This window comes from Streptomyces sp. NPDC034086 (assembly GCF_055575515.1).
In genome coordinates this window covers 177586-199388 of record NZ_JBVISM010000009.1, presented here as the reverse complement: position 1 = coordinate 199388, position 21803 = coordinate 177586, and the positions used below count along the sequence as shown (strand labels likewise).

At 74.3% G+C, this 21803-nt stretch carries 19 protein-coding genes; 8 read left to right on the top strand and 11 right to left on the bottom strand.

The window, feature by feature from the left end; genetic code table 11:
• The first annotated feature begins 351 nt into the window (after positions 1 to 351).
• From ACZ514_RS21580 to ACZ514_RS21570, 3 genes are all read left to right on the top strand, one after another.
• The gene (locus tag ACZ514_RS21580; protein WP_467893624.1) at positions 352 to 981 is read left to right on the top strand and encodes a YigZ family protein; all 630 of its coding nucleotides are present in this window, start codon (positions 352 to 354) and stop codon (positions 979 to 981) included.
• Positions 982 to 1182: 201 nt separating this feature from the next.
• A complete protein-coding gene (locus ACZ514_RS21575; RefSeq protein WP_468165510.1) occupies positions 1183 to 2349 on the top strand; it encodes an exonuclease SbcCD subunit D in 1167 nt (388 codons plus the stop codon).
• Positions 2346 to 5357, top strand: coding sequence for an AAA family ATPase (locus tag ACZ514_RS21570; RefSeq protein WP_468165512.1), 3012 nt, complete (start codon positions 2346 to 2348; stop codon positions 5355 to 5357). The genes ACZ514_RS21575 and ACZ514_RS21570 overlap by 4 nt, the downstream gene beginning before the upstream one ends.
• On the opposite strand, the gene ACZ514_RS21565 is transcribed toward ACZ514_RS21570, so the two are convergent.
• Positions 5347 to 5793: an Lrp/AsnC family transcriptional regulator gene (locus ACZ514_RS21565; protein WP_468165514.1), complete on the bottom strand. Its 447-nt coding sequence runs from the start codon at positions 5791 to 5793 to the stop codon at positions 5347 to 5349. The genes ACZ514_RS21570 and ACZ514_RS21565 overlap by 11 nt on opposite strands.
• A 94-nt stretch (positions 5794 to 5887) precedes the next feature.
• On the opposite strand from ACZ514_RS21565, the gene ACZ514_RS21560 reads away from it, so the two are divergent.
• The gene (locus tag ACZ514_RS21560; RefSeq protein WP_468165516.1) at positions 5888 to 6403 is read left to right on the top strand and encodes a rhodanese-like domain-containing protein; all 516 of its coding nucleotides are present in this window, start codon (positions 5888 to 5890) and stop codon (positions 6401 to 6403) included.
• Between the two features lie 76 nt (positions 6404 to 6479).
• Here the strand turns inward: ACZ514_RS21560 and ACZ514_RS21555 are convergent, their stop codons facing one another.
• The 4 genes from ACZ514_RS21555 to ACZ514_RS21540 all read right to left on the bottom strand — a co-directional run bounded on the left by ACZ514_RS21555 (position 6480) and on the right by ACZ514_RS21540 (position 12391).
• Entirely contained in the window at positions 6480 to 8189 is a 1710-nt protein-coding gene (locus ACZ514_RS21555; protein WP_469125411.1) for a DUF885 domain-containing protein, read from the bottom strand.
• A gap of 84 nt (positions 8190 to 8273) precedes the next feature.
• Positions 8274 to 9707, bottom strand: coding sequence for a GNAT family N-acetyltransferase (locus tag ACZ514_RS21550; RefSeq protein ID WP_468694255.1), 1434 nt, complete (start codon positions 9705 to 9707; stop codon positions 8274 to 8276).
• Between the two features lie 127 nt (positions 9708 to 9834).
• Positions 9835 to 11433 (bottom strand): alkaline phosphatase D family protein, encoded by a 1599-nt coding sequence (locus tag ACZ514_RS21545; protein ID WP_469125410.1) that lies wholly within the window; start codon positions 11431 to 11433, stop codon positions 9835 to 9837.
• Between the two features lie 106 nt (positions 11434 to 11539).
• A complete protein-coding gene (locus ACZ514_RS21540; RefSeq protein WP_469125409.1) occupies positions 11540 to 12391 on the bottom strand; it encodes an alpha/beta fold hydrolase in 852 nt (283 codons plus the stop codon).
• Positions 12392 to 12723: 332 nt separating this feature from the next.
• On the opposite strand from ACZ514_RS21540, the gene ACZ514_RS21535 reads away from it, so the two are divergent.
• Positions 12724 to 13476, top strand: a complete 753-nt coding sequence (locus ACZ514_RS21535; protein ID WP_468165526.1) for a GntR family transcriptional regulator — start codon at positions 12724 to 12726, stop codon at positions 13474 to 13476.
• 107 nt (positions 13477 to 13583) lie between these two features.
• Here ACZ514_RS21535 and ACZ514_RS21530 read toward each other — a convergent pair whose 3' ends face one another.
• The 3 genes from ACZ514_RS21530 to ACZ514_RS21520 form a co-directional block, all read right to left on the bottom strand.
• Entirely contained in the window at positions 13584 to 14738 is a 1155-nt protein-coding gene (locus ACZ514_RS21530) for an ROK family transcriptional regulator (protein WP_469125408.1), read from the bottom strand.
• A 100-nt stretch (positions 14739 to 14838) separates the two neighbouring features.
• Positions 14839 to 15489 (bottom strand): response regulator, encoded by a 651-nt coding sequence (locus tag ACZ514_RS21525; RefSeq protein WP_469125407.1) that lies wholly within the window; start codon positions 15487 to 15489, stop codon positions 14839 to 14841.
• Positions 15490 to 15493: 4 nt separating this feature from the next.
• A complete protein-coding gene (locus tag ACZ514_RS21520) occupies positions 15494 to 16666 on the bottom strand; it encodes a sensor histidine kinase (RefSeq protein ID WP_468165532.1) in 1173 nt (390 codons plus the stop codon).
• Positions 16667 to 16774: 108 nt separating this feature from the next.
• On the opposite strand from ACZ514_RS21520, the gene ACZ514_RS21515 reads away from it, so the two are divergent.
• The 3 genes from ACZ514_RS21515 to ACZ514_RS21505 are packed head-to-tail and all read left to right on the top strand — an operon-like array spanning position 16775 to position 18937.
• The gene (locus ACZ514_RS21515; RefSeq protein WP_469125406.1) at positions 16775 to 17689 is read left to right on the top strand and encodes an ATP-binding cassette domain-containing protein; all 915 of its coding nucleotides are present in this window, start codon (positions 16775 to 16777) and stop codon (positions 17687 to 17689) included.
• 5 nt (positions 17690 to 17694) lie between these two features.
• Complete coding sequence (locus tag ACZ514_RS21510) at positions 17695 to 18459, top strand: ABC transporter permease (RefSeq protein WP_469125405.1); 765 nt, start codon at positions 17695 to 17697, stop codon at positions 18457 to 18459.
• Positions 18460 to 18499: 40 nt separating this feature from the next.
• Entirely contained in the window at positions 18500 to 18937 is a 438-nt protein-coding gene (locus tag ACZ514_RS21505) for a hypothetical protein (protein WP_468165538.1), read from the top strand.
• A gap of 12 nt (positions 18938 to 18949) precedes the next feature.
• Here the strand turns inward: ACZ514_RS21505 and mug are convergent, their stop codons facing one another.
• The 3 genes from mug to ACZ514_RS21490 form a co-directional block, all read right to left on the bottom strand.
• Positions 18950 to 19498 (bottom strand): G/U mismatch-specific DNA glycosylase, encoded by a 549-nt coding sequence (mug, locus tag ACZ514_RS21500; RefSeq protein WP_468166201.1) that lies wholly within the window; start codon positions 19496 to 19498, stop codon positions 18950 to 18952.
• Positions 19495 to 20928 carry an adenylosuccinate lyase gene (gene purB / locus ACZ514_RS21495; protein WP_468165540.1) on the bottom strand — a complete coding sequence of 478 codons (1434 nt, stop codon included), beginning with the start codon at positions 20926 to 20928 and terminating at the stop codon, positions 19495 to 19497. Before purB ends, mug begins: the two co-directional genes overlap by 4 nt.
• Positions 20929 to 20999: 71 nt before the next feature.
• Positions 21000 to 21782, bottom strand: coding sequence for an SGNH/GDSL hydrolase family protein (locus ACZ514_RS21490; protein WP_469125404.1), 783 nt, complete (start codon positions 21780 to 21782; stop codon positions 21000 to 21002).
• Positions 21783 to 21803 lie beyond the last annotated feature (21 nt).

The following is a 21803-nucleotide window of genomic DNA, read 5'->3' as shown; positions in this document are numbered from 1 at the left end:
GGGAGAGGTTCCGCGCTGTGGTGGGCCGCCTGCCCCGCTGACGCTCCTGATCGCCGCAGGCGGGTGCGCCGGGAGGCGGCGTGCCGGTCCGCGCGGCTCTCGCGGCGGCGCCGGTAGCGGGCCCCGGCGCCGGGCGCGACGGTGATCGCGGAGAATGCCCGCAGAGCAGCCGGCCGTGGCCGAAGCGGACGTACTCCACCCAGCGGCGGGTGCCGCCCGACTTCCGCGCCGAGACCCGCGCGGAGGCGTCGCGGCCCGGGTGGAGCCAGACGTGACGGCCCTGGCGCTCTCGACAGCCCGCCCCGTTCCGATGCGGCCGGACCGCCCTTCACCACGGATTAGGGTGGAGCGGTGAAGGCAGACCAGTACGTGACGGTGGCCCGTGAGGGGACGCACGAGGCGGAGATCAACCGCTCGCGCTTCCTGTGCTCGATCGCGCCCGCCGCGACCGAGCGGGAGGCGCAGGAGTTCATCGCGCGCGTCCGCAAGGAGCACCCCGCCGCCACGCACAACTGCTACGCCTACGTCATCGGCGCCGACGCCTCCGTCCAGAAGGCCAGCGACGACGGCGAGCCCGGCGGCACCGCCGGCGTGCCCATGCTGCAGATGCTGACCCGGCGCGACATCCGGTACGCGGTCGCCGTGGTCACCCGGTACTACGGCGGCGTGAAGCTCGGGGCCGGAGGGCTCATCCGGGCCTACGGCGGGGTCGTCGGCGAGGCGCTCGACGTCCTCGGCACCGTCACCCGCCACCGGTACCGGCTGGCCACCGTCACCGTCGACCACCAGCGGGCCGGCAAGACCCAGAACGACCTGCGCTCCACCGGCCGCGCCGTGCTGGACGTGCGCTACGGCGAGGCCGTCTCCATCGAGATCGGCCTCCCGGAGGCGGACGTCGAGGCCTTCCGCGCCTGGCTCGCCGACGTCACCGCCGGGACCGCCGGCTTCGAGCTCGGCGGCGAGGCCTACGGCGACGGCTGAACCCGGCGTCCGCCGCGCCCCGGCCGTTCCCCTCAACTCCCCCCCGTCGCCGCGGAGTCCGGCCGCAGCGGTTGCGCGGCGGCCGGGGTGCCGGCCGGCGGGCGGACCCGCCGGCCGGGCCGACGGGTGCCCCGGTACCGGTTAGCCTGGGTGGTCGGTGCGGAGCCAGAGGAGAACAAGCGTGCGGGTTGGAGCGGTCGAGTGAAGTTCCTGCACACCTCCGACTGGCACCTCGGACGGTCCTTCCACCGCGTCAACCTCCTCGGAGCCCAGGCGGCCTTCGTCGACCACCTCGTCGAAGCCGTCCGGGAGCACCGGGTCGACGCCGTCCTCGTCGCCGGGGACGTCTACGACCGCGCCGTGCCCCCGCTGCCCGCCGTCGAGCTCTACGACAAGGCCCTGCACCGGCTCGCCGACCTCGGCGTCCCGACGGTGATGATCTCCGGGAACCACGACTCGGCCCGCCGCCTCGGCGTCGGCGCCGGGCTCATCGGCCGGGCCGGGATCCACCTCAGGACGGACCCCGCCGGCTGCGCCGACCCCGTGGTGCTGGCCGACGTACACGGCGACGTGGCCTTCTACGGGCTGCCCTACCTGGAACCTGCACTGGTCAAGGACACCTTCGCCGCGGAGAAGGTCAGCCACGAGGCGGTGCTGGGCGCGGCCATGGACCGGATCCGGGCCGACCTGGCCGGCCGGGCCCCCGGCACCCGCTCCGTGGTCCTCGCCCACGCCTTCGTCACCGGCGGGCAGGCCAGCGACAGCGAGCGCGACATCGCCGTCGGCGGGGTCGAGGCCGTACCCGCCTCCGTCTTCGACGGGGTCGACTACGCGGCCCTCGGCCACCTCCACGGCTGCCAGACGATCAACGAACGGGTCCGCTACTCCGGTTCCCCGCTCGCCTACTCCTTCTCCGAGGCCGCCCACCGCAAGACCATGTGGCTGGTCGACCTCGGCCCGGGCGGGGAGATCACCGCCGAGCGGATCGACACTCCCGTCCCCCGCCCCCTCGCCCGGCTGCGGGGACGGCTCGAGGACCTCCTCGAAGACCCCGCGCACGCCGCGTACGAGGACTCCTGGATCGAGGCCACCCTCACCGACCCCACCCGGCCCGAGGACCCCATGGCCCGGCTCGCCGCCCGCTTTCCGCACACCCTCAGCCTCGCCTTCGACCCCGAGGGCCGCCGGGAGGAGGGCACCGCCTCCTACGCCCAGCGCCTCAAGGGCCGCAGCGACCAGGAGATCGCCGAGGACTTCGTCGCCCACGTACGCGGCGGCGGCACCGCCGACGAGGCCGAGCGGACCGTGCTGCGCGAGGCGTTCGAGGACGTACGCGCCGAGGACGGCCGTCAGGAGGCCGGCCGATGAGGCTCCACCGGCTCCGGATCACCGCCTTCGGCCCCTTCGCCGAACCCCAGACCATCGACTTCGACGCCCTCTCCGGCGCCGGCATCTTCCTGCTGCACGGCCCCACCGGCGCCGGCAAGACCTCCGTCCTCGACGCCGTCTGCTACGCCCTCTACGGATCCGTCCCCGGCTCCCGCCAAGCCCCCGGTACCACACTGCGCAGCGACCACGCCGCCCCCGGCACCCCCACCGAGGTCACCCTCGAACTCACCGTCGGCGGGCGCCGGCTGGAGATCACCCGCCGCCCCGAACAGGACCGCCCCAAGAAGCGCGGCACCGGCACCACCAGGGACAAGGCCCAGTCCTGGCTGCGCGAGCACACCGGGGACGGCTGGACCGCCCTGAGCCGCTCCCACCAGGAGATCGGCGAGGAGGTCGAGCAGCTCCTCGGCATGAGCCGCGAACAGTTCTGCCAGGTGGTCCTGCTGCCGCAGGGGGAGTTCGCCCAGTTCCTGCGGGCCGGGGCCGAAGCCCGCGGCCGGCTCCTCGGGCGGCTCTTCGACACCCGCCGCTTCGCCGCCGTCGAAACCCTGCTCGCCGAACGTCGCCGCGCCGCCGAGGCCAGGGTGCGGGCCGGCGACGAGAAGGTGCTCGCCGCCGCCCAGCGGCTCGCTCAGGCCGCCGGAGACAGCGCCGACCTGCGCGCCTGGCCGCTGCCCCGCCACCAGCCCGGCGACCCCGGGCTGGCCGAGGCGGTCCGGGCCTGGGCGGCCGTCGCCCGGTGCTCCGCCCGCGAGCGGCTCACCGTCGCCGAGTACGCCCTCGCCGCCGTCGAGGGACGGCACGCCGCCGCCCGGCGCGACGCCGAGGAGGCGCGGGAACTCGACCGGCTCCAGCGCCGCCACGCCGAAACCGCCCGCCGGGCGGCCCTGCTGGCGCAGGCGGCACCGGAGCGCGAGCGGGTACGGGCCCTGCTCGACCGGGCCCGCCGGGGCGCCCTCGTGGCCCCCGCCCTGGAACTGCGCGGAGCCGCGGCCGCCGCCCACCTCACCGCCGCGCACGCCGAAACCCTCGCCCGGGCCGAACTCCCCCCGGGCCTCGCCGAAGCCGGCGCCGAACAGCTCGCCGCCGTCGAGCAGCGCCTGCGCGAGGACCTCGGCGCGGCCGGCGCCGCCCAGCGGGCCGAACAGCGCAGCGCCGAGATCGGCCGCGAGCGCGCCACGCTGGAGCGGGAGTCCCGGGACGCCGACGAGCGGTACCAGGAGTCCGCCGAGTGGCTCGCCCGCTGGGAGGCCACCCGCACCGCCCTCCAGGAGCGGGTCGACTCCGCGCAGCAGGCCCTCACCCTGGCCGAGCAGCTCGCCGGGCGGCTGGAGCCCGCCCGGATGCAGCTGACCGCCGCCCGGCGCCGCGACGCCCTCGCCGCCGACGCCGAAGCCGCCGCGGGCGAACTGCTGCGGGCGCGCGAGGAGTCGTCCGCCGCCCGCGAGACCTGGCTGGAGCTGAAGGAGGCCCGGCTGCGGGGCATCGCCGCCGAACTCGCCGGTGCCCTGACCCCCGGGGAACCCTGCACGGTGTGCGGGTCCGCCGAGCACCCCGCGCCCGCCCGCCCCGCGCCCGGGCACGTGGACCGCGCCGCCGAGGACGCCGCCCACGCCCGCTTCGAGCAGGCCGAGGAGCGCAGGGCCGCCGTCGAGCGCCGGCTCGCCGCCGTCCGGGAGGCGCAGGCCGAGGCGGCCTCGGCCGCCGGGGACGCCACCACCGCCGAACTCCTCGACCTCACCGCCGACCTGAGCGCCCGCCACGCCGCCGCCCACGCGGACGCGGCCGCCCTGCACACCGCCCGCGAGCGGCTCGCCCGCGCCGAGCGGGAGCACGCCGCCCGCAGCGCCGAACGGCTCGAAGCCGAACGCCGTGCCGCCGCCCGGGCGTCCCGGCGCGAGGCCCTCGACGAGGAGCAGGCCTCCCTCGAAGCCGAACTGGTCCTCGTCCGGGCCGACTCGCCCAGCGTCGCCGCCCGTGCCCGCACCCTCGAGGACCGGATCCGGATGGTGACCACGGCCGCCGCCGCGCTGCGCCGGGCCGAGACCACCGCCGCCCGGCTGAAGGAGGCCGACGACCAGCTCGCCGACGCCGCTTTCAAGGCCGGGTTCGACACCACCGAGCAGGCGGCCGACGCCGTGCTGCCGGAGTACGAACGCACCGCGCTCCAGCACCGCCTGGACGCCTGGCAGGCCGAGGAGGCGATGCTGGCCGACCGGCGGGCCGAGCGGGACACCGCCGCGGCGGCCGCCCTGCCCCCCGCCGATCCGGCCGCCGCCGCGGCCGCCGAGGAGCGGGCCGCGGCCCGGCTGCGCGCCGCCGGCTCGGCCGTCGACGCGGCCCGGGTGCGCTGCGCCGAACTGGATCGGCTCTCGCGCCAGGCGGAGCAGGAGCTGCGCGCCCTGGGCCCGCTGCGCGAGGCGTACGAGCGGGTGGCCCGCCTGGCCGGGCTCACCGCGGGCACCTCCGCCGACAACGAGCGCAAGATGCGCCTGGAGGCGTACGTCCTGGCCGCGCGGCTGGAGCAGGTCGCCGCCGCCGCGACCGTACGGCTCCTGCGCATGTCCGGCGGCCGCTACACCCTCGTCCACTCCGACGCCCGGGCCGGCGGACGCGGGCGTTCCGGCCTCGGGCTGCACGTCCTGGACGCCTGGACCGGCAGCGAGCGCGACACCGCCACCCTCTCGGGCGGCGAGACCTTCTTCGCCTCCCTCGCCCTGGCCCTGGGGCTGGCCGACGTGGTCACCGACGAGGCCGGCGGCATGCGTCTGGACACCCTCTTCATCGACGAGGGCTTCGGCAGCCTCGACGACCAGTCCCTGGACGAGGTGCTCGACGTACTGGACTCGCTGCGCGAGCGGGACCGCAGCGTCGGCATCGTCAGCCACGTCGGCGACCTGCGCACCCGCGTCCAGGCCCAGCTGGAGATCGTCAAACAGCGCGGCGGCTCGGTGGTGCGCCACCACACGGCGGGCGTCACGGACTGAGCGGCCGCCGGGCGAGCGGGGACGAGTACACGATGCTGGTGGTCACCGGGCCGAGCCCGGCGATCCGGCCCGTGACCTCCTCCAGGTGGCCCATCGAACGGGCCGCCACCTTCAGGACGAAGCAGTCGTCCCCGGTCACGTGGTGGGCCTCCAGGATCTCGGGGGTCGCCTCCAGGAAGTCGTGGAACGGCTTGTAGTTGCCGTGCGGATAGCGCAGCCGCACCAGCGCCAGGATGGCCTTGCCCAGCTTCTCGTGGTCGACCACGGCCGTGTAGCCGATGATGATCCCGGCCTCCTCCAGCCGGCGGATCCGCTCGGTGACGGCGCTCGCGGACATCGACACGGCGCGGGCGAGCTCCGTGAAACTGGCGCGGCCGTCCCGCTGGAGGGCCGCCAGGATCCGCCAGTCGGTGGCGTCGGGGGAATAACCGGTCATGGTGCAGGTCTAGCAGGGGAATCCCCGGAGGAACAAGGGAAAGGCCGGGGAAAACCGCTTCCCGCTGTGATCAACAGTTCGTAGATTCTGAGCCATGACGACGACGCAGCCCCAGACCAGCGCCCCGGCCCCCGCGAACCCCGTGCTTCGGGTCCCTCCGGCCAGTCCGGCCGCCGCCGCCGCGTACTTCGCGGCGAGCCTGGCCTTCCACGCGGACGTCTCGGACGTCGCCGCCGCCTTCAAGGCCCACCGCGAGCAGGGCGCCGACCTCGGCTTCCAGCTGATCGACTCCCGCTCCACCCCCTCCTGGGACCAGGCCCACGTGCCCGGCGCGATCCACCTGCCGACCGCCCTGATTCCCGAGCAGGCGGAGAAGCTGCTCGACAAGAACGTCCCCGTGGTCACCTACTGCTGGGGCCCCGGCTGCAACGGCGGCACCCGCTCCGCCCTCGCCCTGGCCGAACTCGGCTTCCAGGTCAAGGAGATGCTCGGTGGCATCGAGTACTGGATCCGCGAGGGATTCGAGGTCGAGACCTGGCAGGGTCCGCAGCGGCGCGCCGAGGCCGACCCGCTGACGGCTCCCACCGACTCGGACGACTGCGGCTGCTGAGCCGCTCCCACGGCGGCGGGCCGCCCGCCCCCCCAGGAGGGGGCGGGCGGCCCGCCGCCGTGCGCGAACCGGAGGCTCAGAGCCGCGACAGCTCGTCCACCAGGTCGTCCAGGCCCAGCGAACCCTGCGACAGCGCCGCCATGTGCCACTTCTTCAGGTCGAAGGAGTCGCCGTGCGCCGCCCGGGCGTTGTCCCGGCCCAACAGCCAGGCGCGCTCACCCAGCTTGTAGCCGATGGCCTGCCCCGGCATCGACAGGTAGCGGGTCAGCTCGCTCTCGACGAAGTCCGCCGGCCGCCCGCTGTGCAGGCCGAAGAACTCCTGCGCCAGGCCGACCGTCCAGCGTTCGCCCGGGTGGAACGGCGAATCCGCCGGGATCTCCAGCCCCAGGTGCATGCCGATGTCCACGATCACGCGCGCCGCACGCATCATCTGGCAGTCCAGGTAACCCAGGCGCTGCTCGGCGTCCTTGAGGTAGCCCAGCTCGTCCATCAGCCGCTCCGCGTACAGCGCCCACCCCTCGGCGTTGGCGCTGACGAGCCCGACGCTCGCCTGGTAGCGGGAGAGCTGGTCCGCGACGTGCGTCCACTGCGCGAGCTGGAGGTGGTGCCCCGGAACGCCCTCGTGGTACCAGGTGGAGACGAGGTCGTACACGGGGAAGCGGGTCTGGCCCATGGTGGGCAGCCAGGTGCGGCCCGGGCGGGAGAAGTCCTCGGAGGGATTGGTGTAGTACGGGGCCGCCGCGCCTCCCGGCGGGGCGATCATCGACTCGACCCGCTTGACGCGCTCGGCCAGTTCGAAGTGGGTGCCGTCGAGGTTCTCGATGGCCTCGTCCATCAGGCCCTGGAGCCAGGCGCGGACCTCGTCGACCCCCTCGATGTGGGTGCCGTGCTCGTCCAGGTGCCGCAGGGCGTCCCACGGGTCGCCGCACCCCGGGAGGATTTTGGCGGCCTCGGCCTTCATCTCGGCGAGCAGCCGGTGGTATTCGGACCAGCCGTAGGCGTACGCCTCGTCCAGATCCAGGTCCGTGCCGTTGAAGTAGCGCGACCAGCGGGCGTACCGCTCGCGGCCCACCGGGTCCGGGGCGTCCGCGACGGCCGGTACGTACACGTCGCGCATCCAGTCGCGCAGTTCGGCCACGGCGGCCGTCGCACCGGCCGCCGCCCCGTCCAGCTCCGCGCGCAGGGACTCGGGGCCGGCGGCGGCGAACTCCCCGAAGAAGTCCCGGGAGCCGTCACCGTCCTGGCCGGCCCAGGTGGTGAGCTGCTCCACGAAGGTGGCGGCGGGGCGCGGGCTGCCGAACAGCCCGCGCTCCAGGCCGAGGGCCAGGCTCTCGCGGTAGCCGGCGAAGCAGGCCGGCACGGCCCGCAGCCGCTCGGCGATCGCGGCCCAGTCGTCCTCGGTGTCGGCCGGGGTGAGGGTGAAGACCTCACGGACGGCGTGCGCGGGGGAGTGGATGTTGCTCACGGCCCGCAGGTCCTCGTCGGCCTCGTGCACCGCGAGTTCGGCGCTCAGCCGCTCGCGCAGCAGCCGGGCGCAGCGACGCTCGGCGTCGGTGCCGGCGCCGGGCAGCCGCTCGGCGGCGTCCAGCCGGGCGAGGGTGGTGCGCAGCAGCTCGCCGACGGCGGCACGGCCGGCGGGGGAGTAGTCCGGCAGCTTGCCGGAGCTGGCGGCAACGCCGAGGTAGGTGCCCTGGATCGGGTCGAGGGCGATGAGGTCGTCGACGTAGGCGTCGGCGACCTGACGGGGCAGACGCGCTGCGCTGTCGGTGTGGAGGGTCTCTGACATGCGGCCATCTTCGTACGCGCGAGGCCCCCGCGTCATCACCATAGCCGCCCGGCCTCCTGACGGACGGGCCGGGCGGCCGGGAACCTACGGCCTCCGGTCAGGGCCCGGGGCCGTGCCGCGTTCCGTACGGGGCCGCTCGCGCGGGACCTCGTACGGAAGGCGGGAGACGACCGGGGTCGCGTCCAGCCGGGCGGTGATCACCAGGGTGCCCTCCTCGATCTGGTAGTCGAGGGGCAGTCCGAGGCCGCGCATCGCCGCGACCATCCCCGTGTTGGAGGCCTGGGTGACGGCGTACACGCTGTCGCACCCGGCCTCGACGGCCATCGCGACGAGGCGGCGCAGCAGCTGCGAACCGATGCCCCGGCGCTGCCAGTCGTCCTCGATGAGCAGGGCCACCTCGGTCTCGTCGCCGTCCCACAGCAGGTGGCCGAGAGCGACCAGCTTGCCGGAGGCGGTGGTCGCGGCGAGGGTGCGGCCGAAGCGGGGGCTCAGCAGGTGGCCGAGGTAGCGGTCGGCGTCGGCGACGGGGCCGTGGTAGCGCAGGCCGAGGGTGCGCTCGCTGCACCGCTCGTGCATGGCGCTCGCGGCCTCCAGGTCGTCGCCGTCGGCGCGGCGCACGGTGATCTCGTTGCCCTCGGGCAGGGTCAGCACGTCCTGGCTCCGGGGGATCCGGGGCCCGAGGCGGGCGTCGAGTTCGACGAGGGCGCGGGCACGGGCGAACTCGGTCGGGGTGAAGGGCAGATACGGTCGTTCGACGGTGATCGCGCCGCCCGAGGGGTCGCGCAGCCGCATCACCGTGGACTCCAGGACGCCTTCGACGGGGGCGTCGGCGCCGGCGTTGGGGCGGCCCGAGAGGGTGGTGGCGGGGATCGACTGGATGGTGCAGCGGCCGAGCAGCTGGCGCAGTGCGAGGGGGAGTTCGGCGGCGTCCAGGGCGGTCCGGGTGGCCAGGCCGAGGACCCGCGTGGGGGCGTCCACCAGGTCGTGGGCGTCGGCGCGCTCGATCCAGGTGCTGCGGCCGCCGGCCTGGGAGACGGCCCGGCTCAGGCCGGCGGACGGCAGCTCGCGCGGGGAGCGCAGCAGGAACTCGTCGACCGTGCCGCCTTCGGGGAGGGGGTGCGTCTGGAGGGACAGGATGTCGACGCCTTCGCGGGCGAGGGCGGTGCACAGCGCGGCGAGGCTGCCGGGCTCGTCGCGCACCGTGGTCCGCATCCGCCACAGCGCCGGGGTGGCGGATGCCGTCGGCGCGGGGGCGGGCGCACCGGGGGCGGCCTTGCGCTCCGGGGGCGGCGCATGACTGTGCCGGCGCGCCCACCAGGTGTGGAAGGCCGCCGTGACCAGGAGCGCGACGGCCGAGGCGACGAGCAGGACGGGGCCGTCGGGGCCGTGCGCGACGAGGTTGGCGATGCCGTCGGCGACCGCGACGGCGCAGAAGAGGGCGGCGAGTTCGACGAGGTCCCGGCGCCAGTGGTGACGGTGGGGGCGCGGGGCGTGGAAGGCGGGGTTACGGTCAGTCATGCCGACCACTGTGACCCAGGGGTGTTGCGTGATCACGAACGGTCTGTGACCGACTGGTTAAGCGTCGCTCTGGCCTGTTTCGCCGGGTTTTCCAGCGGCTTTCGGACGACGTGGACCCCGCTGCCCGTCACGGCTGCCCCACGCGGCCGGGCTGGAGGGACTTCGTGAACAGTACGCCGCCTCCTTCGCGCCGCAACCGGACGGTGAGCTCCCCGCTGCCGCCGTCGATCTCGACCTCCCCGTAGTACGGGGGGTTCTCGGCCGGGGACATGTTGGCGACCGGCGCCGACCGGACGAACTCCGTCCGCGGCCCGAAGGTGGCGTCGAGCCGGCCGTCCGGGAAGCCGCCCGCACCGATCGGCCCGGACACGAACTCCCAGAACGGCGCGAAGTCGGAGAAGGCCGCGCGCTCGGGCGCGTAGTGGTGGGCGGCGGTGTAGTGGACGTCGGCGGTGAGCCAGAGGGTGCCGGTGATGTGCTGGTGCTTGACGTGCCGCAGGAGTTCCGCGATCTGGAGTTCGCGCCCCAGCGGTGCCCCCGGGTCGCCCTGCGCCACCGCCTCGAAGTCCACCGCCCCGTCCGGGACGACGATGCCCAGCGGCATGTCGGCGGCGATCACCTTCCAGGTGGCGCGGGAACGCGACAGCTCCCGCTTCAGCCAGGCCAGCTGCTCGGCGCCGAGGATGCCGACCGGGTCGTCGGTCCGGCGGCCGGGCGAGTTGGCGTCGCGGTGGGTGCGCATGTCCAGCACGAACACGTCCAGCAGCGGGCCGTGCCGCAGCACCCGGTACATCCGCCCCTCGGCGCGTCCGCCCCGCAGGTCCGTGACCGGGAAGTACTCGCCGAACGCGCGGCGGGCGCGGGCGGCGAGGGTGTCGACGTCCTTGACGGTGTAGCGGGGGTCGTCGAGGAGCTGCCCCGGGTACCAGTTGTTGCGCACTTCGTGGTCGTCCCACTGGGCGACGACGGGGACCTGGGCGTAGAAGTCGCGCAGGCTGCCGTCGAGCAGGTTGTAGCGGAAGTTCCCCCGGAACTCGTCCAGGGTCTGCGCCACCCGGGACTTCTCCTCGGTGGTGACGTTGTGCCAGACGCGGCCGTCGGGCAGCGGCACGGCGGCCTTGATGGGGCCGTCGGCGTAGACGGTGTCCCCGCTGAAGAGGAAGAAGTCGGGGTCCCGCAGGCGCATCTCGCCGAAGACGCGGTACCCGCCCAGCTCGGGGTTGATGCCCCAGCCCTGCCCCGCCAGGTCCCCGGACCACAGGAAGCGCACGTCGTGGCGGCGGGAGACGGGAGCGGTGCGGAAGGTGCCGCGCACCGGCTCGCCGGAGCGGCGCGGGTCGTCGGGGTCGGTGAGCACGACCCGGTAGTGGATCTGCCGGCCGGGCGGCAGGTCGCGCAGGGTGACGGTGCCGGTGTGGTCCGTGGCGGGGCCGAGGAAGGGGCCGTCGTGGCGGCGGACGCCGTAGCGGAACGACTCGCTCGGGGAGGTCTCCACATACATCCGGGCTGGACGGTCCGAGCGGGTCCAGACGGTGGCCGAGTGCGGGGTGACCTCTCCCGACTGGGTCCCCCAGAGCGCGGCCGGACGGCCGGCGCGGACGAAGCCGGGGGCGCGGCGGCCGGAGGCCCTGGCCGGTGTGGCCGGCGCGGCGGACAGCGCGAGACCGAGCGGGACGGCGAGGGAACCGCCGAGCAGGGTGCGTCGGGTGTGCGGCATCGGTGCCATGGGTGCGTCTCCAGGGCCGGCGGGGGGCGGGACGGACCAGTGTGCCTTCGCACACGGGACCGACCGCGTCCCCCACGCGAACCGCGGGTGAACAACCGTCAGCCGGTCACGGCCGCTGCCCGGCCGCCGCCCGCGCGGTGTCCAGGATGACGCGCGCCACCAGCGCCGGATCGTCGTTCATCGGCACGTGTCCGCAGCCCGGGAGCCGGATCAGCCGGGCCCCGGGGACGGTGTGCTTGGCGCGGACGCCCTGGTGGCGGTGCAGCAGCCGGTCGAGGGTGCCCCAGGCGATCGTGACGGGCAGTCCGGGAACGTCGTCCGTGAACCGTACGGAGCCCCCCGCGGCGAGGGTCCGCTCGAAGCCGGTGGCCCGCCGCAGGGCGAGGGTCTCGGCGACCACCGCCTCCGGGGCGCGCCGGGCCGGGCGGGCGTAGATGGCGCCGGTGAGCGCGGCGCGGCCGGGGCCGCTGCGCGAGAGCCGCTCCAGGACCGGCAGGGGCAGCGCCCTGGCCCCGGTGCGCAGGGCGCGCAGCGCGCCGAAGGCGTAGCGCCGCTCGGGTTCCGTCCAGAACCCGGCGGGGGACAGGGCGGTGACCGAGCGGGCCAGACCCCTGCGGCCCATGTCCAGGGCGAGCAGTCCGCCCAGGGAGTTGCCCGCGACGTGCGGGCGCTCGACGCCGAGCGCCGCGCAGAGCGCTCCGAGGGCGGCGGTGAGGGTGCCGAGGTCGTACGGGACGTCCGGGGGCAGGGGCGCGGAGTCACCGAAGCCGGGCAGGTCGACCGCGATGACCTCGTGATCGGCGGCCAGGAGGTCGGTCACCGGTTCCCAGGCCCGCAGGTGGTGGCCGATGCCGTGCAGCAGGAGGAGCGGTTCGCCGGACCCCACGCGCTCGTGGGCGACGGTGGCGGTGCGGGGGCCCAGCGGCGAATCGATCGTGAAGGAGACCGTGGCGGTCATGCTGCTCCTCGTCGGGGGACGCGTACGAGACAGGCCGTCAGTAGTGACCGGTCCATGACTACCGCCCGGTAGTCGCGGGCACAAGCCCGTACGAAATTCCCGCGACGGGGCGGGTGCGGGGCACGAACATCCTGTGAACGGCTTGCTACATATGCCCGGTGTGCCCGGCAAAGCGGCCAGGATTGGTCTTGACCAAGGGGGAGCGCCGTCCTATCGTCGCGGATAGTGCAGGAACCTTTAATAAACAAGGGCGCGGAACTGCGGCGCGGAAACGCCGCTGGCGCACGGCGATGCCGGGCACGGTGACAGCGGCGATTGCAGGAGGAGTCAGGGTGGGGACGACGCAGCTCGAATCGGTGCCGGAGCCGAAGTACTGGCACCTGAAGACCGTGCTCAGCGACGCGCTGGACCAGGACTTCGCGGTCGGCGAGGTCCTGCCGAACGAGCGTGAGCTCGCCGCGCGCTTCGGAGTGGCCCGCGCCACCCTGCGACAGGCGCTGGAGCAGCTCGAGCTCGAAGGCCGCCTCCAGCGCCGCCGCGGGGTCGGTACCACCGTCGCCCCGCCGCGCGTGGGCGTCGCCGTCGGCGGCGCCCGGCACGGCTGGCCCGACGAGGGCACCGAGGGCTGGGAAGCGGTGGACGCGGTCGAGGCCGTCCCCGCCGCCGCCGTCCTGAAGCTCCTCGGAACCGCGGCCGGCGAGCCCGTGCACACCGTGCGCCGGACCCGCGTCACGCAGGGCCAGGCCGTCGCCGCCGAACTGCTGTACGTGCCCTCGGCCTCCGTGCCCGGGCTCTCCGCCATCGACGCGCCGACCGGCCCCGCCCGGGCGCGGGCCGTCATGAGGGAGCTCCGGCGCCTCCCTCTGGAGGGGCAGGACCGCTCGGTCGAGCTGGGCTCTGCCCGGGCCGACGACGCCAGGGAACTGGACCGGCTGCCCGGCGCGCCCGTGCTCCTCGTGACCACTCGCTACTTCACCGCCGCGGGCACCGCCGCCGTCTCGGTGGCCACCTACCGCGCCGACACCTGCCGCCTCACCTTCGGCGACTCCGGCGTGGAGATCACGGAGACCCGCGCCGCCTCCTGACAGCGCCCCCGCCCGAACCGCCGCGCACACGCGGACCCCGGCAGCCCACGTGGCCCCGGGGTCTTTCGCGTCCGGGGCCACCACGAGGCGGACCCGGGGGCCGGGAGTCACCGGCGGGCGGTGACCGTCTTCTCCACCGTGAACAGTTCTTCCTCCACGTGGTCCAGGGCGAGGCGCAGGGCCCCCGTGGCCACGGCGGCTTCACCGAGCAGGGACAGCGCCACCCGCGGCGGGCGCAGGCAGTAGCGCTCCAGTTCCCGGCGCAAGGGATCCAGGACCCCGTCCAGACCGGCAGCCCAGCCGCCCACGACCACGAGCTCCGGATCCATCGCCAGCACCAGCGCCGCCACGTCGTGGACGAGCCGCTGGAGGAACCGGTCCACCGCGGCCACCGCACGCTCGTCGCCCCGCTTGGCCATCGCGAACACCTCGGCCACCGCCGGCTCGTCCAGCGGATGGAGGGGTTCGCCCGTCGTCGACAGCAGCCGCTCCGGGGTGGCTTCACGCCCCAGCAGGTGCAGGGCGCCGATCTCGCCCGCCGCGCCGCCGAAGCCCCGGTGCAGCCGTCCGCCGATCAGCGAGCCGGCGCCCGGGCTGAGCCCGGCCATCACGAACACCATGTCGCCGGTGTCGCGCGCCGCGCCCTTCCAGTGCTCGGCGACGGCCGCCGCGTTGGCGTCGTTCTCCACCTGGACCGGGCAGCGGAACGAACGCCGCAGCCGCTCGCCGAGCGGCAGCCCCGTCCAGCCCGGCAGGGCCGTGCCCAGGCGGACCGTTCCGTCGGCCTCGACGATGCCGGGGCTGCCGACCCCGACCGCGCGCAGGGAGTCGCGGGGGATCCCGGCCCGGCGCAGCAGATCGGCGACCGCCGCCCTGACGCGCTCCAGGCGCTCGTCGGCCGAAGCCGTCTCGGAGACTTCCTTGGTGCCCGCCCCGATGACCCGGCCGTCGAGCCCGGACAGCAGCACGGCGATCCGGTGCGAGCCGATCTCGATGCCCAGCAGGTGCCCGGCCTCGGCGCGGAAGCGAAACCTCCTCGCCGGCCGGCCCTGCCGCCGCGCGCCTTCCTCGGCGACCGCCTCGACCACCAGGCCGGTGCCGATCAGTCCCTCCACGACCCCCTCGACGGTCGGCCGGGACAGCCCGGTCAGCCGGGTCAGGTCGGTGAGCGTGGACGATCCGGCCGACCGCAGCGCGCGCAGCACCACGGCCGAATTGATGCGCCGCAGCAGAGAGGGATCCCCGCCGGTCAGCTGCCCCAACGTGTGTCCTCCCAGCTAGCGGCCCTGTCAGGCGGATCGTACTGCGCCCCCGCCGCGGCGGCGAGAAGCGGCCCCCCTCAGCCGGAACGAGCGCCTTCCCTCAGGCCGGCGAGACGAATCCGGACTCGTACGCCGTGATCACCGCCTGCGTCCGGTCACGCGCCCCCAGCTTGCCCAGGATCGCGCTGACATGGGACTTGACCGTCTCGGTGCCCACGATCAGCTCGCGGGCGATCTCCACGTTGGTCAGCCCCCGCGCCATGAGCCGCAGCACGGACTCCTCGCGCTCCGTCAGCCCGGCCCGCTTGAGGACCTCGCGGGCCTCCCGGTTGCCGTACTCGGCCGCGAGGGCCCGCACGGCCGCGGGGAAGAGGAGGGTCTCGCCCTCGGCGACGAGCCGCACCGCGTGCACGATCTCCGAGGGGCGGGCCCGCTTGAGCAGGAAGCCGTCGGCGCCGGCGCGCAGCGCCCGATAGACGTACTCGTCGTTCTCGAAGGTGGTGACCACGAGGATCTTCGGCGGCGCGTCCACCGACCGCAGGACCGCCTTGGTCGCCTCGATCCCGTCGAGCAGCGGCATCCGTACGTCCATCGCCACCACGTCCGGCCGCAGCCGGCGTACGAGGGGGATGACGGACGCGCCGTCCGCGGCCTCACCCACCACGTCGATGTCGGGCTGGACTTCCAGGACGGCACGCAGACCCGCGCGCACGAGGGGCTCGTCGTCGACGAGCAGTACGGTAACCGGCATCCGGTCAGGGTATTGGCTCCAGCGGGAGCCGCGCGCGCACCCGCCAACCACCCTCGTGGGGCCCGGTTTCCGCCTCGCCGCCGAGCAGCGCGGCCCGCTCGCGCATGCCGCGAAGCCCACTGCCGCCACCCGTCGTCAGGACCGGGCGCACCGACACCGGGTTCGTCACTTCCAGGTCCAGCAGGTCCGCGGTCACGCCGACCCGCACCCGGATGGGAACGGGACCGCAGTGGCGCAGCACGTTGGTGAGCGCCTCCTGCAGGATCCGGTACCCCTCGCGGGTGACCGGGCCCGGCAACTTCTCCAGCGGGCCCGACAGCCGCACGTCGACCGCGGACCCCGAGGCGCGCGCCGACTCCAGCAGCCGGTCCGCCTCCACGAGGGTCGGCCGCTGCGACGGGGGCTGCGCGGACTCCCGCAGGACCAGCAGGACCCGCTCCAGGTCCTCCAGAGCGGCCCGGCCGGTCTCCTCGATCGCGTTCAGCGCGCGGTCGGTGAACTCGGGGTTCCCGGCCGCCCGTGCCGCACCCGCCTGGACCACCGCCACCGTCAGGGCGTGACCGATGGAGTCGTGCAGTTCGCGCGCGATCCTGGTCCGCTCCAGCAGCCGTTCCGTACGCGCCTCCAGTGCGGTCAGCCGCTCGGCGGCGGACGGCCCCAGCAGGAGGCGGGCGATCGCGGTGATCAGCTCGCCCAGCAGCACCACGACGGCGATCAGCAGGACCAGCGGCACCGGAGCGAGCAGGGCCGCGGCCCAGCGCGCCGGGACGAACGGCAGCATGGGATCGGCCGTGGGGTGCCCCAGCGCGACCGCGGCCAGTTCCACGGTCACCACCGGGAGGCAGACGCTGGCGAACATGGCGGCCCCGGACACCACCAGCCGTATCTCCAGCCACAGCAAGGTGCGCCACCGGTCAGCCCAGCGCGCCGACGGGGCGGCGCTGATCAGGCTCTCCTCACCGGCCCGGTCCTGGGGAGAGAGCAGGAACTGCGCCTGGAGTCCTTCGGCCAGCCGTACCCAGGGCACGAACGCGAACGGTATGACGATCAGCAGGGGCATCCACGGACTGCGCGGGTTGATGAACATCCACAGGGCGAGCAGCAGCAGCGGGACGCACAGGTGCAGCCAGCGCGAGTACGTCACCGGCCGGAACGGGGCACGGAGAAGTCGGATCATGCCCACATCGTGGCAGGCGGGGAACGGGTGCCGTCTCCCCCACGTGGGGGAGACGGCACCCTCGCACGGGGGAGGGGAAGGCCGGGGCCGGACGGCGAGTCTTGAGCCATGAAGCGCATCGAGATCCGTGAACTGACCAAGGACCACGACACCCGCCGGGCCGTGGACCACCTCACCTTCGACGTCCTGCCGGGCAGGGTCACCGGATTCCTGGGGCCCAACGGGGCCGGCAAGTCCACCACCATGCGCCTGGTCCTGGGCCTGGACCGGGCGACCGCCGGCACCGCCACGATCGCCGGGATCCGGTTCACCGACCTGCGGAGCCCGCTGCGGGAGGTCGGCGCCCTGCTCGACCCCCAGGCGGCCCACGCGGGACGCCGGGCCCGCGACCACCTCCTCGCCCTCGCCGTCAGCAACGGCATCCCGGCCGCCCGGGTGGACGTGGTCCTCGAGCAGGCCGGCATCGCGGCGGTCGCCCGGCGCCGGATCGGCACCTACTCACTGGGCATGCGCCAACGCCTGGGCATAGCCGCTGCCCTGTTGGGAGACCCCGGCGTGCTGCTGCTGGACGAGCCGACCAACGGCCTCGACCCGGAGGGGATCATCTGGATCCGTGAGCTGATGCGCGGCCTCGCCGCCGAGGGGCGCACGGTCTTCGTCTCCAGTCATCTGATGGCCGAGTCCGCCGCGTTCGTCGACCACCTCGTCGTGCTCGGGCAGGGCAGGCTGCTCGCCGACAGCTCGCTCAAGGAGTTCATCGATGCCCGCAGCACACCCAGGGTGCGGCTGCGCACCCCGGAGCCGGACCGGCTGGCTGCCGCCCTGGCCCGCGAAGGCCTGCGCATGGCCGTCGCCGACGAAGGGCGCTGGACCGTCGACGGCATACGGGCCGAGCGGGTCGGGGTCCTCGCCGCCCGGGAGGGCATCGCCGTACTCGAACTCGCCGACGAACGGGCCTCGCTGGAACAGGCCTACCTCGAACTCACCGCGAACCGCTCGCCTTTCTCCGCCACCGCCGCCTGAACCCGATGGGAGTCACCGCCATGGCCGCCGCCCTGCCCACCGTCCCCGTCCTGCACTCGGAATGGATCAAGATACGTTCGGCCCGCGCGGTCCTCGGCTCGCTGATCGCCGTCTTCGCGGTCACCGCCGGCATCACGGTCCTCACCGCCGCCGCGACAGGTGAGTCCGAGGCCGGAGCCCTGGGGGAGGACCGGCTGCTCGGGGCCTTCTTCGGGATCAACTTCGGTCAGATAGCGGCCATGGCCTTCGGTGCGACCGCCTTCGCCGGGGAGTTCCGCAACGGCGCCCTGCGGGTCACGCTCACCGCCGTGCCCGACAGGACCAGGCTGTACCTGTCCAAGACAGCGGCCGTGGCCGGACCGGCCTTCCTGGTCGGACAAGCCACCGGCCTCGTCACCTTCGTGGCTGGGCAGGCCCTCATGGGGGAGCACGCGCTGTCCCTGGGCGACCCCGGGACGCTGCGCGCCGTCTTCGGCAGCGGGGTCTACCTCACCCTGATCGCCCTGCTGGCTGCCGGTCTCACCGCCCTCGTACGCAGCGGCACCCTGGTGATGAGCCTGCTCATACCCCTCCTGCTCATCGTGCCCTTCGTGGTCGGGCAAGTGGCGGGCGGCGCCATGCGGTTCATGCCGGACCGGGCGGGCCAGGCGGTGATGCGGACGCACGCCGAGGGTGCGCTCGGGCCCTGGAGCGGGCTCGGGGTGGCCGCCTTGTGGGCGCTCGCGGCCCTGGCGGCGGGCTGGGTGGCCGTTCAGCGTCGCGACGCGTGACGCCGGGCCAGTTGTCAGTGGTGCGCCGGATACTGACGGCATGACCACGGCAGACCACCTCGACACGATCGACCGGCTCCGGGCGCGGGAATTCCCGTCCGAGCCGGCCGTGCGCGGCGAACGGAGCTCCGGCCCCGGTTACCACCTGGTCCAGCTCAGCCGCACCCGGGATTTCTGGGACGACGACGGGTCCGGCTGGAAGGAGGCCGAGGAACAGATCAGCGCCGAGTACGGGGCTCTGGCCCAGGCCCTGAACGACCGGTGGGGGCAGCCGCAGGTCTTCGCCCTGGCGTCGGTGCTCGACCGGGTGTTCGGCGGGGAGGAGATACCGGATCCGTGGCTGGAGCTGTGCAACACCACCGACCACGTACACCTGTGGCGGGTCGAGGACCGGTGGCTGGTGGTGTGCGTGGCGCAGTGGGACAAGGAGTTCCCGTTCCTGCTGATGGCGGGGGTCACCGTGGTGGACCCGCCGTAGCGGAGGGGAGGCTCAGGAGCCGTCGGGGGCTTGGGCGGCCACGCGCAGGCGGGCGTACTCCTCGGCCATGGACTCCGCCGTCCAGTGGGCGTTCAGGCCGCTGGGGTTGGGCAGGGCCCAGACGCGGGTGGCGCCGATGGTGCGGTCCTGGGGGCCTATCCGGGCCCGCCGGTCACCGAACGCCGTGCGGTAGGCGGTGACGCCGACCACGGCCAGCCACTGGGGGCGCAGCCGCTCCACCTTCGCGGTAAGGATCCTGCCGCCCTCGCGGAACTCCTCCGCCGTCAGCTCGTCGGCGCGGGCGGTGGCCCGGGCGACGACGTTGGTGATGCCCAGGCGGTAGGACAGCAGCTCTTCCTGCTCCTCGGGCGCGAGCCTTCGGGGGGTGAAGCCCGACAGGTGCAGCACCGGCCAGAAACGATTGCCGGGGCGGGCGAAGTGGTGGCCCGTCGCGGCGGAGAGGAGACCCGGATTGATACCGCAGAACAGTACGCGCAGACCACCCGCGACCACGTCCGGGAGGACGCGGCCGCGGGCGGCTTCGAGCTCTTCGGGGGTCAGAGGATCGACCCCGGAGCGTAAGCGGCGGCCTCCGGGTGCTCCTTGGCGATGGCCTCGATACGGGAGACCACGGCCGCGACCTGGTCACCCGCGGCACCCGTGAAGGAGAGCTTGTCCGCCATGAGGGCGTCGAGCTGCGCACGGTCGAGCGGCATCCGCTCGTCGGCCGCCAGCTTGTCCAGCAGCTCGTTGCGCTCGGCGCCCTGCTCGCGCATGGCCAGGGCGGAGGCGACGGCGTGCTCCTTGATGACCTCGTGCGCGGCCTCGCGGCCCACACCGGCCCGCACCGCGCCCATCAGCACCTTGGTGGTGGCGAGGAACGGCAGGTAGCGGTCCAGCTCGCGGGCCACGACGGCCGGGAAGGCGCCGAACTCGTCGAGGACCGTCAGGAAGGTCTCCAGCAGGCCGTCGAAGGCGAAGAACGCGTCGGGCAGGGCGACCCGGCGGACGACGGAGCAGGAGACGTCGCCCTCGTTCCACTGGTCGCCGGCCAGCTCGGCCGTCATCGAGGCGTAGCCGCGCAGGATGACCATCAGGCCGTTGACGCGCTCGCAGGAGCGGGTGTTCATCTTGTGCGGCATCGCGGAGGAGCCGACCTGGCCGGGCTTGAAGCCCTCGGTGACCAGCTCGTGGCCGGCCATCAGGCGGATCGTCTTCGCGATCGACGAGGGGGCCGCGGCCAGCTGCACCAGGGCGGAGACCACGTCGTAGTCGAGCGAGCGCGGGTAGACCTGGCCGACCGAGGTGAAGGCCTGGGCGAAGCCGAGGTGGGCGGCGATGCGCTGCTCCAGGTCGGCCAGCTTGGCGGCGTCGCCGCCCAGCAGGTCGAGCATGTCCTGGGCGGTGCCGACCGGGCCCTTGATCCCGCGCAGCGGGTAGCGCCGGAGGAGGTCCTCCAGGCGGTCGTAGGCGACCAGCAGCTCGTCCGCGGCGGTCGCGAAGCGCTTGCCCAAGGTGGTCGCCTGCGCGGCCACGTTGTGGGAGCGGCCGGCCATGACCAGCTCGGCGTGCTCGCCGGCGAGCTTGCCGAGGCGGGCCAGGACGGCGACCGTGCGGTCGCGGACCAGCTCGAGGGAGAGCCGGATCTGCAGCTGCTCGACGTTCTCGGTGAGGTCGCGGGAGGTCATGCCCTTGTGCACGTGCTCGTGGCCGGCGAGGGCGTTGAACTCCTCGATCCGTGCCTTCACGTCGTGCCGGGTGACCTTCTCGCGCTCGGCGATGGAGGCGAGGTCGACCGTCTCCAGGACACGCTCGTAGTCGGCGAGGGCGGCGTCGGGGACCTCGATGCCGAGGTCCTTCTGGGCGCGCAGCACGGCGAGCCACAGCCGCCGCTCCAGCGTGACCTTGTACTCGGGGGACCACAGGACGGCGAGCTCCGCGGAGGCGTAGCGGCCGGCCAGGACATTGGGGATGCGGGGCTTGGCAGTCACGTGTAGGGATTCTACTTGGGCCGCGGCTGTGCGTTTGCGCAGGTAGGGGCAGTCCCGGCGATTGTGGTTTGCTACGAGCCGGGCGGGGTCCCGTACGGCAGCAGGTCCGGGCGCTTGGCGGGGCGGCCGTCCCCGGAGGAACGGCCCGTCAGCCGGCGGCCGATCCAGGGGACCAGGTGCTGCCGGGCGAAACGCAGGTCCTCGGCCCGGCGCACGGGCCAGCCCGGGGGAGCCGCCGGGGGCAGTGGCGCCCGCCAGTCCTCCTCGGCGGGCAGTCCCAGAGCCTGCCACACGGCCTCGGCCACCCTGCGGTGGCCCTCCGGCGTCAGGTGGAGCCGGTCGACGTCCCACAGGCGCGGGTCCCCGAGCACGGGGGCCCCGTACAGGTCCACCAGGAGGGCCCCGTGCCGTGCGGCGAGCTCTTCGAGGATGCCGAAGAGTTCTTCCATGCGCGGCCGGAAGCGTTCCATCACCGGCCCGTTGCGGCCGGGCGAGCGCATCAGCACCAGCTGCCCGCAGGACGGCGCCAGGAGTTCCACGGCGCTCTCCAGGTGGGCCCGTACCCGCCCCATGTCCACCTTGGGGCGCAGGGTGTCGTTGAGCCCGCCCACCAGGGCCACCACGTCCGCGCCCATCGCGGCGGCGGCCGGCGCCTGTTCCTCGGCGATCTGGCCGATCAGCTTCCCGCGCACCGCGAGGTTCGCGTACCGGAAGCCCGGCTCGCGGGCGGCGAGCCGGGCGGCCAGCAGGTCGGCCCAGCCCCGGTAGGAGCCGTCCGGAAGCAGATCGGACATCCCCTCGGTGAAGGAGTCGCCGACCGCGACGAAACTGGTGTATGACGCATTCATCTCCATGGCGGAGCGATGCTACCGCGC

Excerpts from the sequence above, each read along its gene's own strand:
- ACZ514_RS21505 (WP_468165538.1), top strand. The coding sequence starts at position 18,500 with ATGACCACGGCAGACCACCTCGACACGATCGACCGGCTCCGGGCGCGG.
- ACZ514_RS21520 (WP_468165532.1), bottom strand. The coding sequence starts at position 16,666 with ATGATCCGACTTCTCCGTGCCCCGTTCCGGCCGGTGACGTACTCGCGC.
- ACZ514_RS21515 (WP_469125406.1), top strand. The coding sequence starts at position 16,775 with ATGAAGCGCATCGAGATCCGTGAACTGACCAAGGACCACGACACCCGC.
- ACZ514_RS21565 (WP_468165514.1), bottom strand. The coding sequence starts at position 5,793 with ATGACCGGTTATTCCCCCGACGCCACCGACTGGCGGATCCTGGCGGCC.
- ACZ514_RS21545 (WP_469125410.1), bottom strand. The coding sequence starts at position 11,433 with ATGGCACCGATGCCGCACACCCGACGCACCCTGCTCGGCGGTTCCCTC.
- ACZ514_RS21570 (WP_468165512.1), top strand. The coding sequence starts at position 2,346 with ATGAGGCTCCACCGGCTCCGGATCACCGCCTTCGGCCCCTTCGCCGAA.
- ACZ514_RS21540 (WP_469125409.1), bottom strand. The coding sequence starts at position 12,391 with ATGACCGCCACGGTCTCCTTCACGATCGATTCGCCGCTGGGCCCCCGC.
- ACZ514_RS21555 (WP_469125411.1), bottom strand. The coding sequence starts at position 8,189 with ATGTCAGAGACCCTCCACACCGACAGCGCAGCGCGTCTGCCCCGTCAG.
- ACZ514_RS21510 (WP_469125405.1), top strand. The coding sequence starts at position 17,695 with ATGGGAGTCACCGCCATGGCCGCCGCCCTGCCCACCGTCCCCGTCCTG.
- ACZ514_RS21560 (WP_468165516.1), top strand. The coding sequence starts at position 5,888 with ATGACGACGACGCAGCCCCAGACCAGCGCCCCGGCCCCCGCGAACCCC.
- ACZ514_RS21550 (WP_468694255.1), bottom strand. The coding sequence starts at position 9,707 with ATGACTGACCGTAACCCCGCCTTCCACGCCCCGCGCCCCCACCGTCAC.
- ACZ514_RS21490 (WP_469125404.1), bottom strand. The coding sequence starts at position 21,782 with ATGGAGATGAATGCGTCATACACCAGTTTCGTCGCGGTCGGCGACTCC.
- ACZ514_RS21525 (WP_469125407.1), bottom strand. The coding sequence starts at position 15,489 with ATGCCGGTTACCGTACTGCTCGTCGACGACGAGCCCCTCGTGCGCGCG.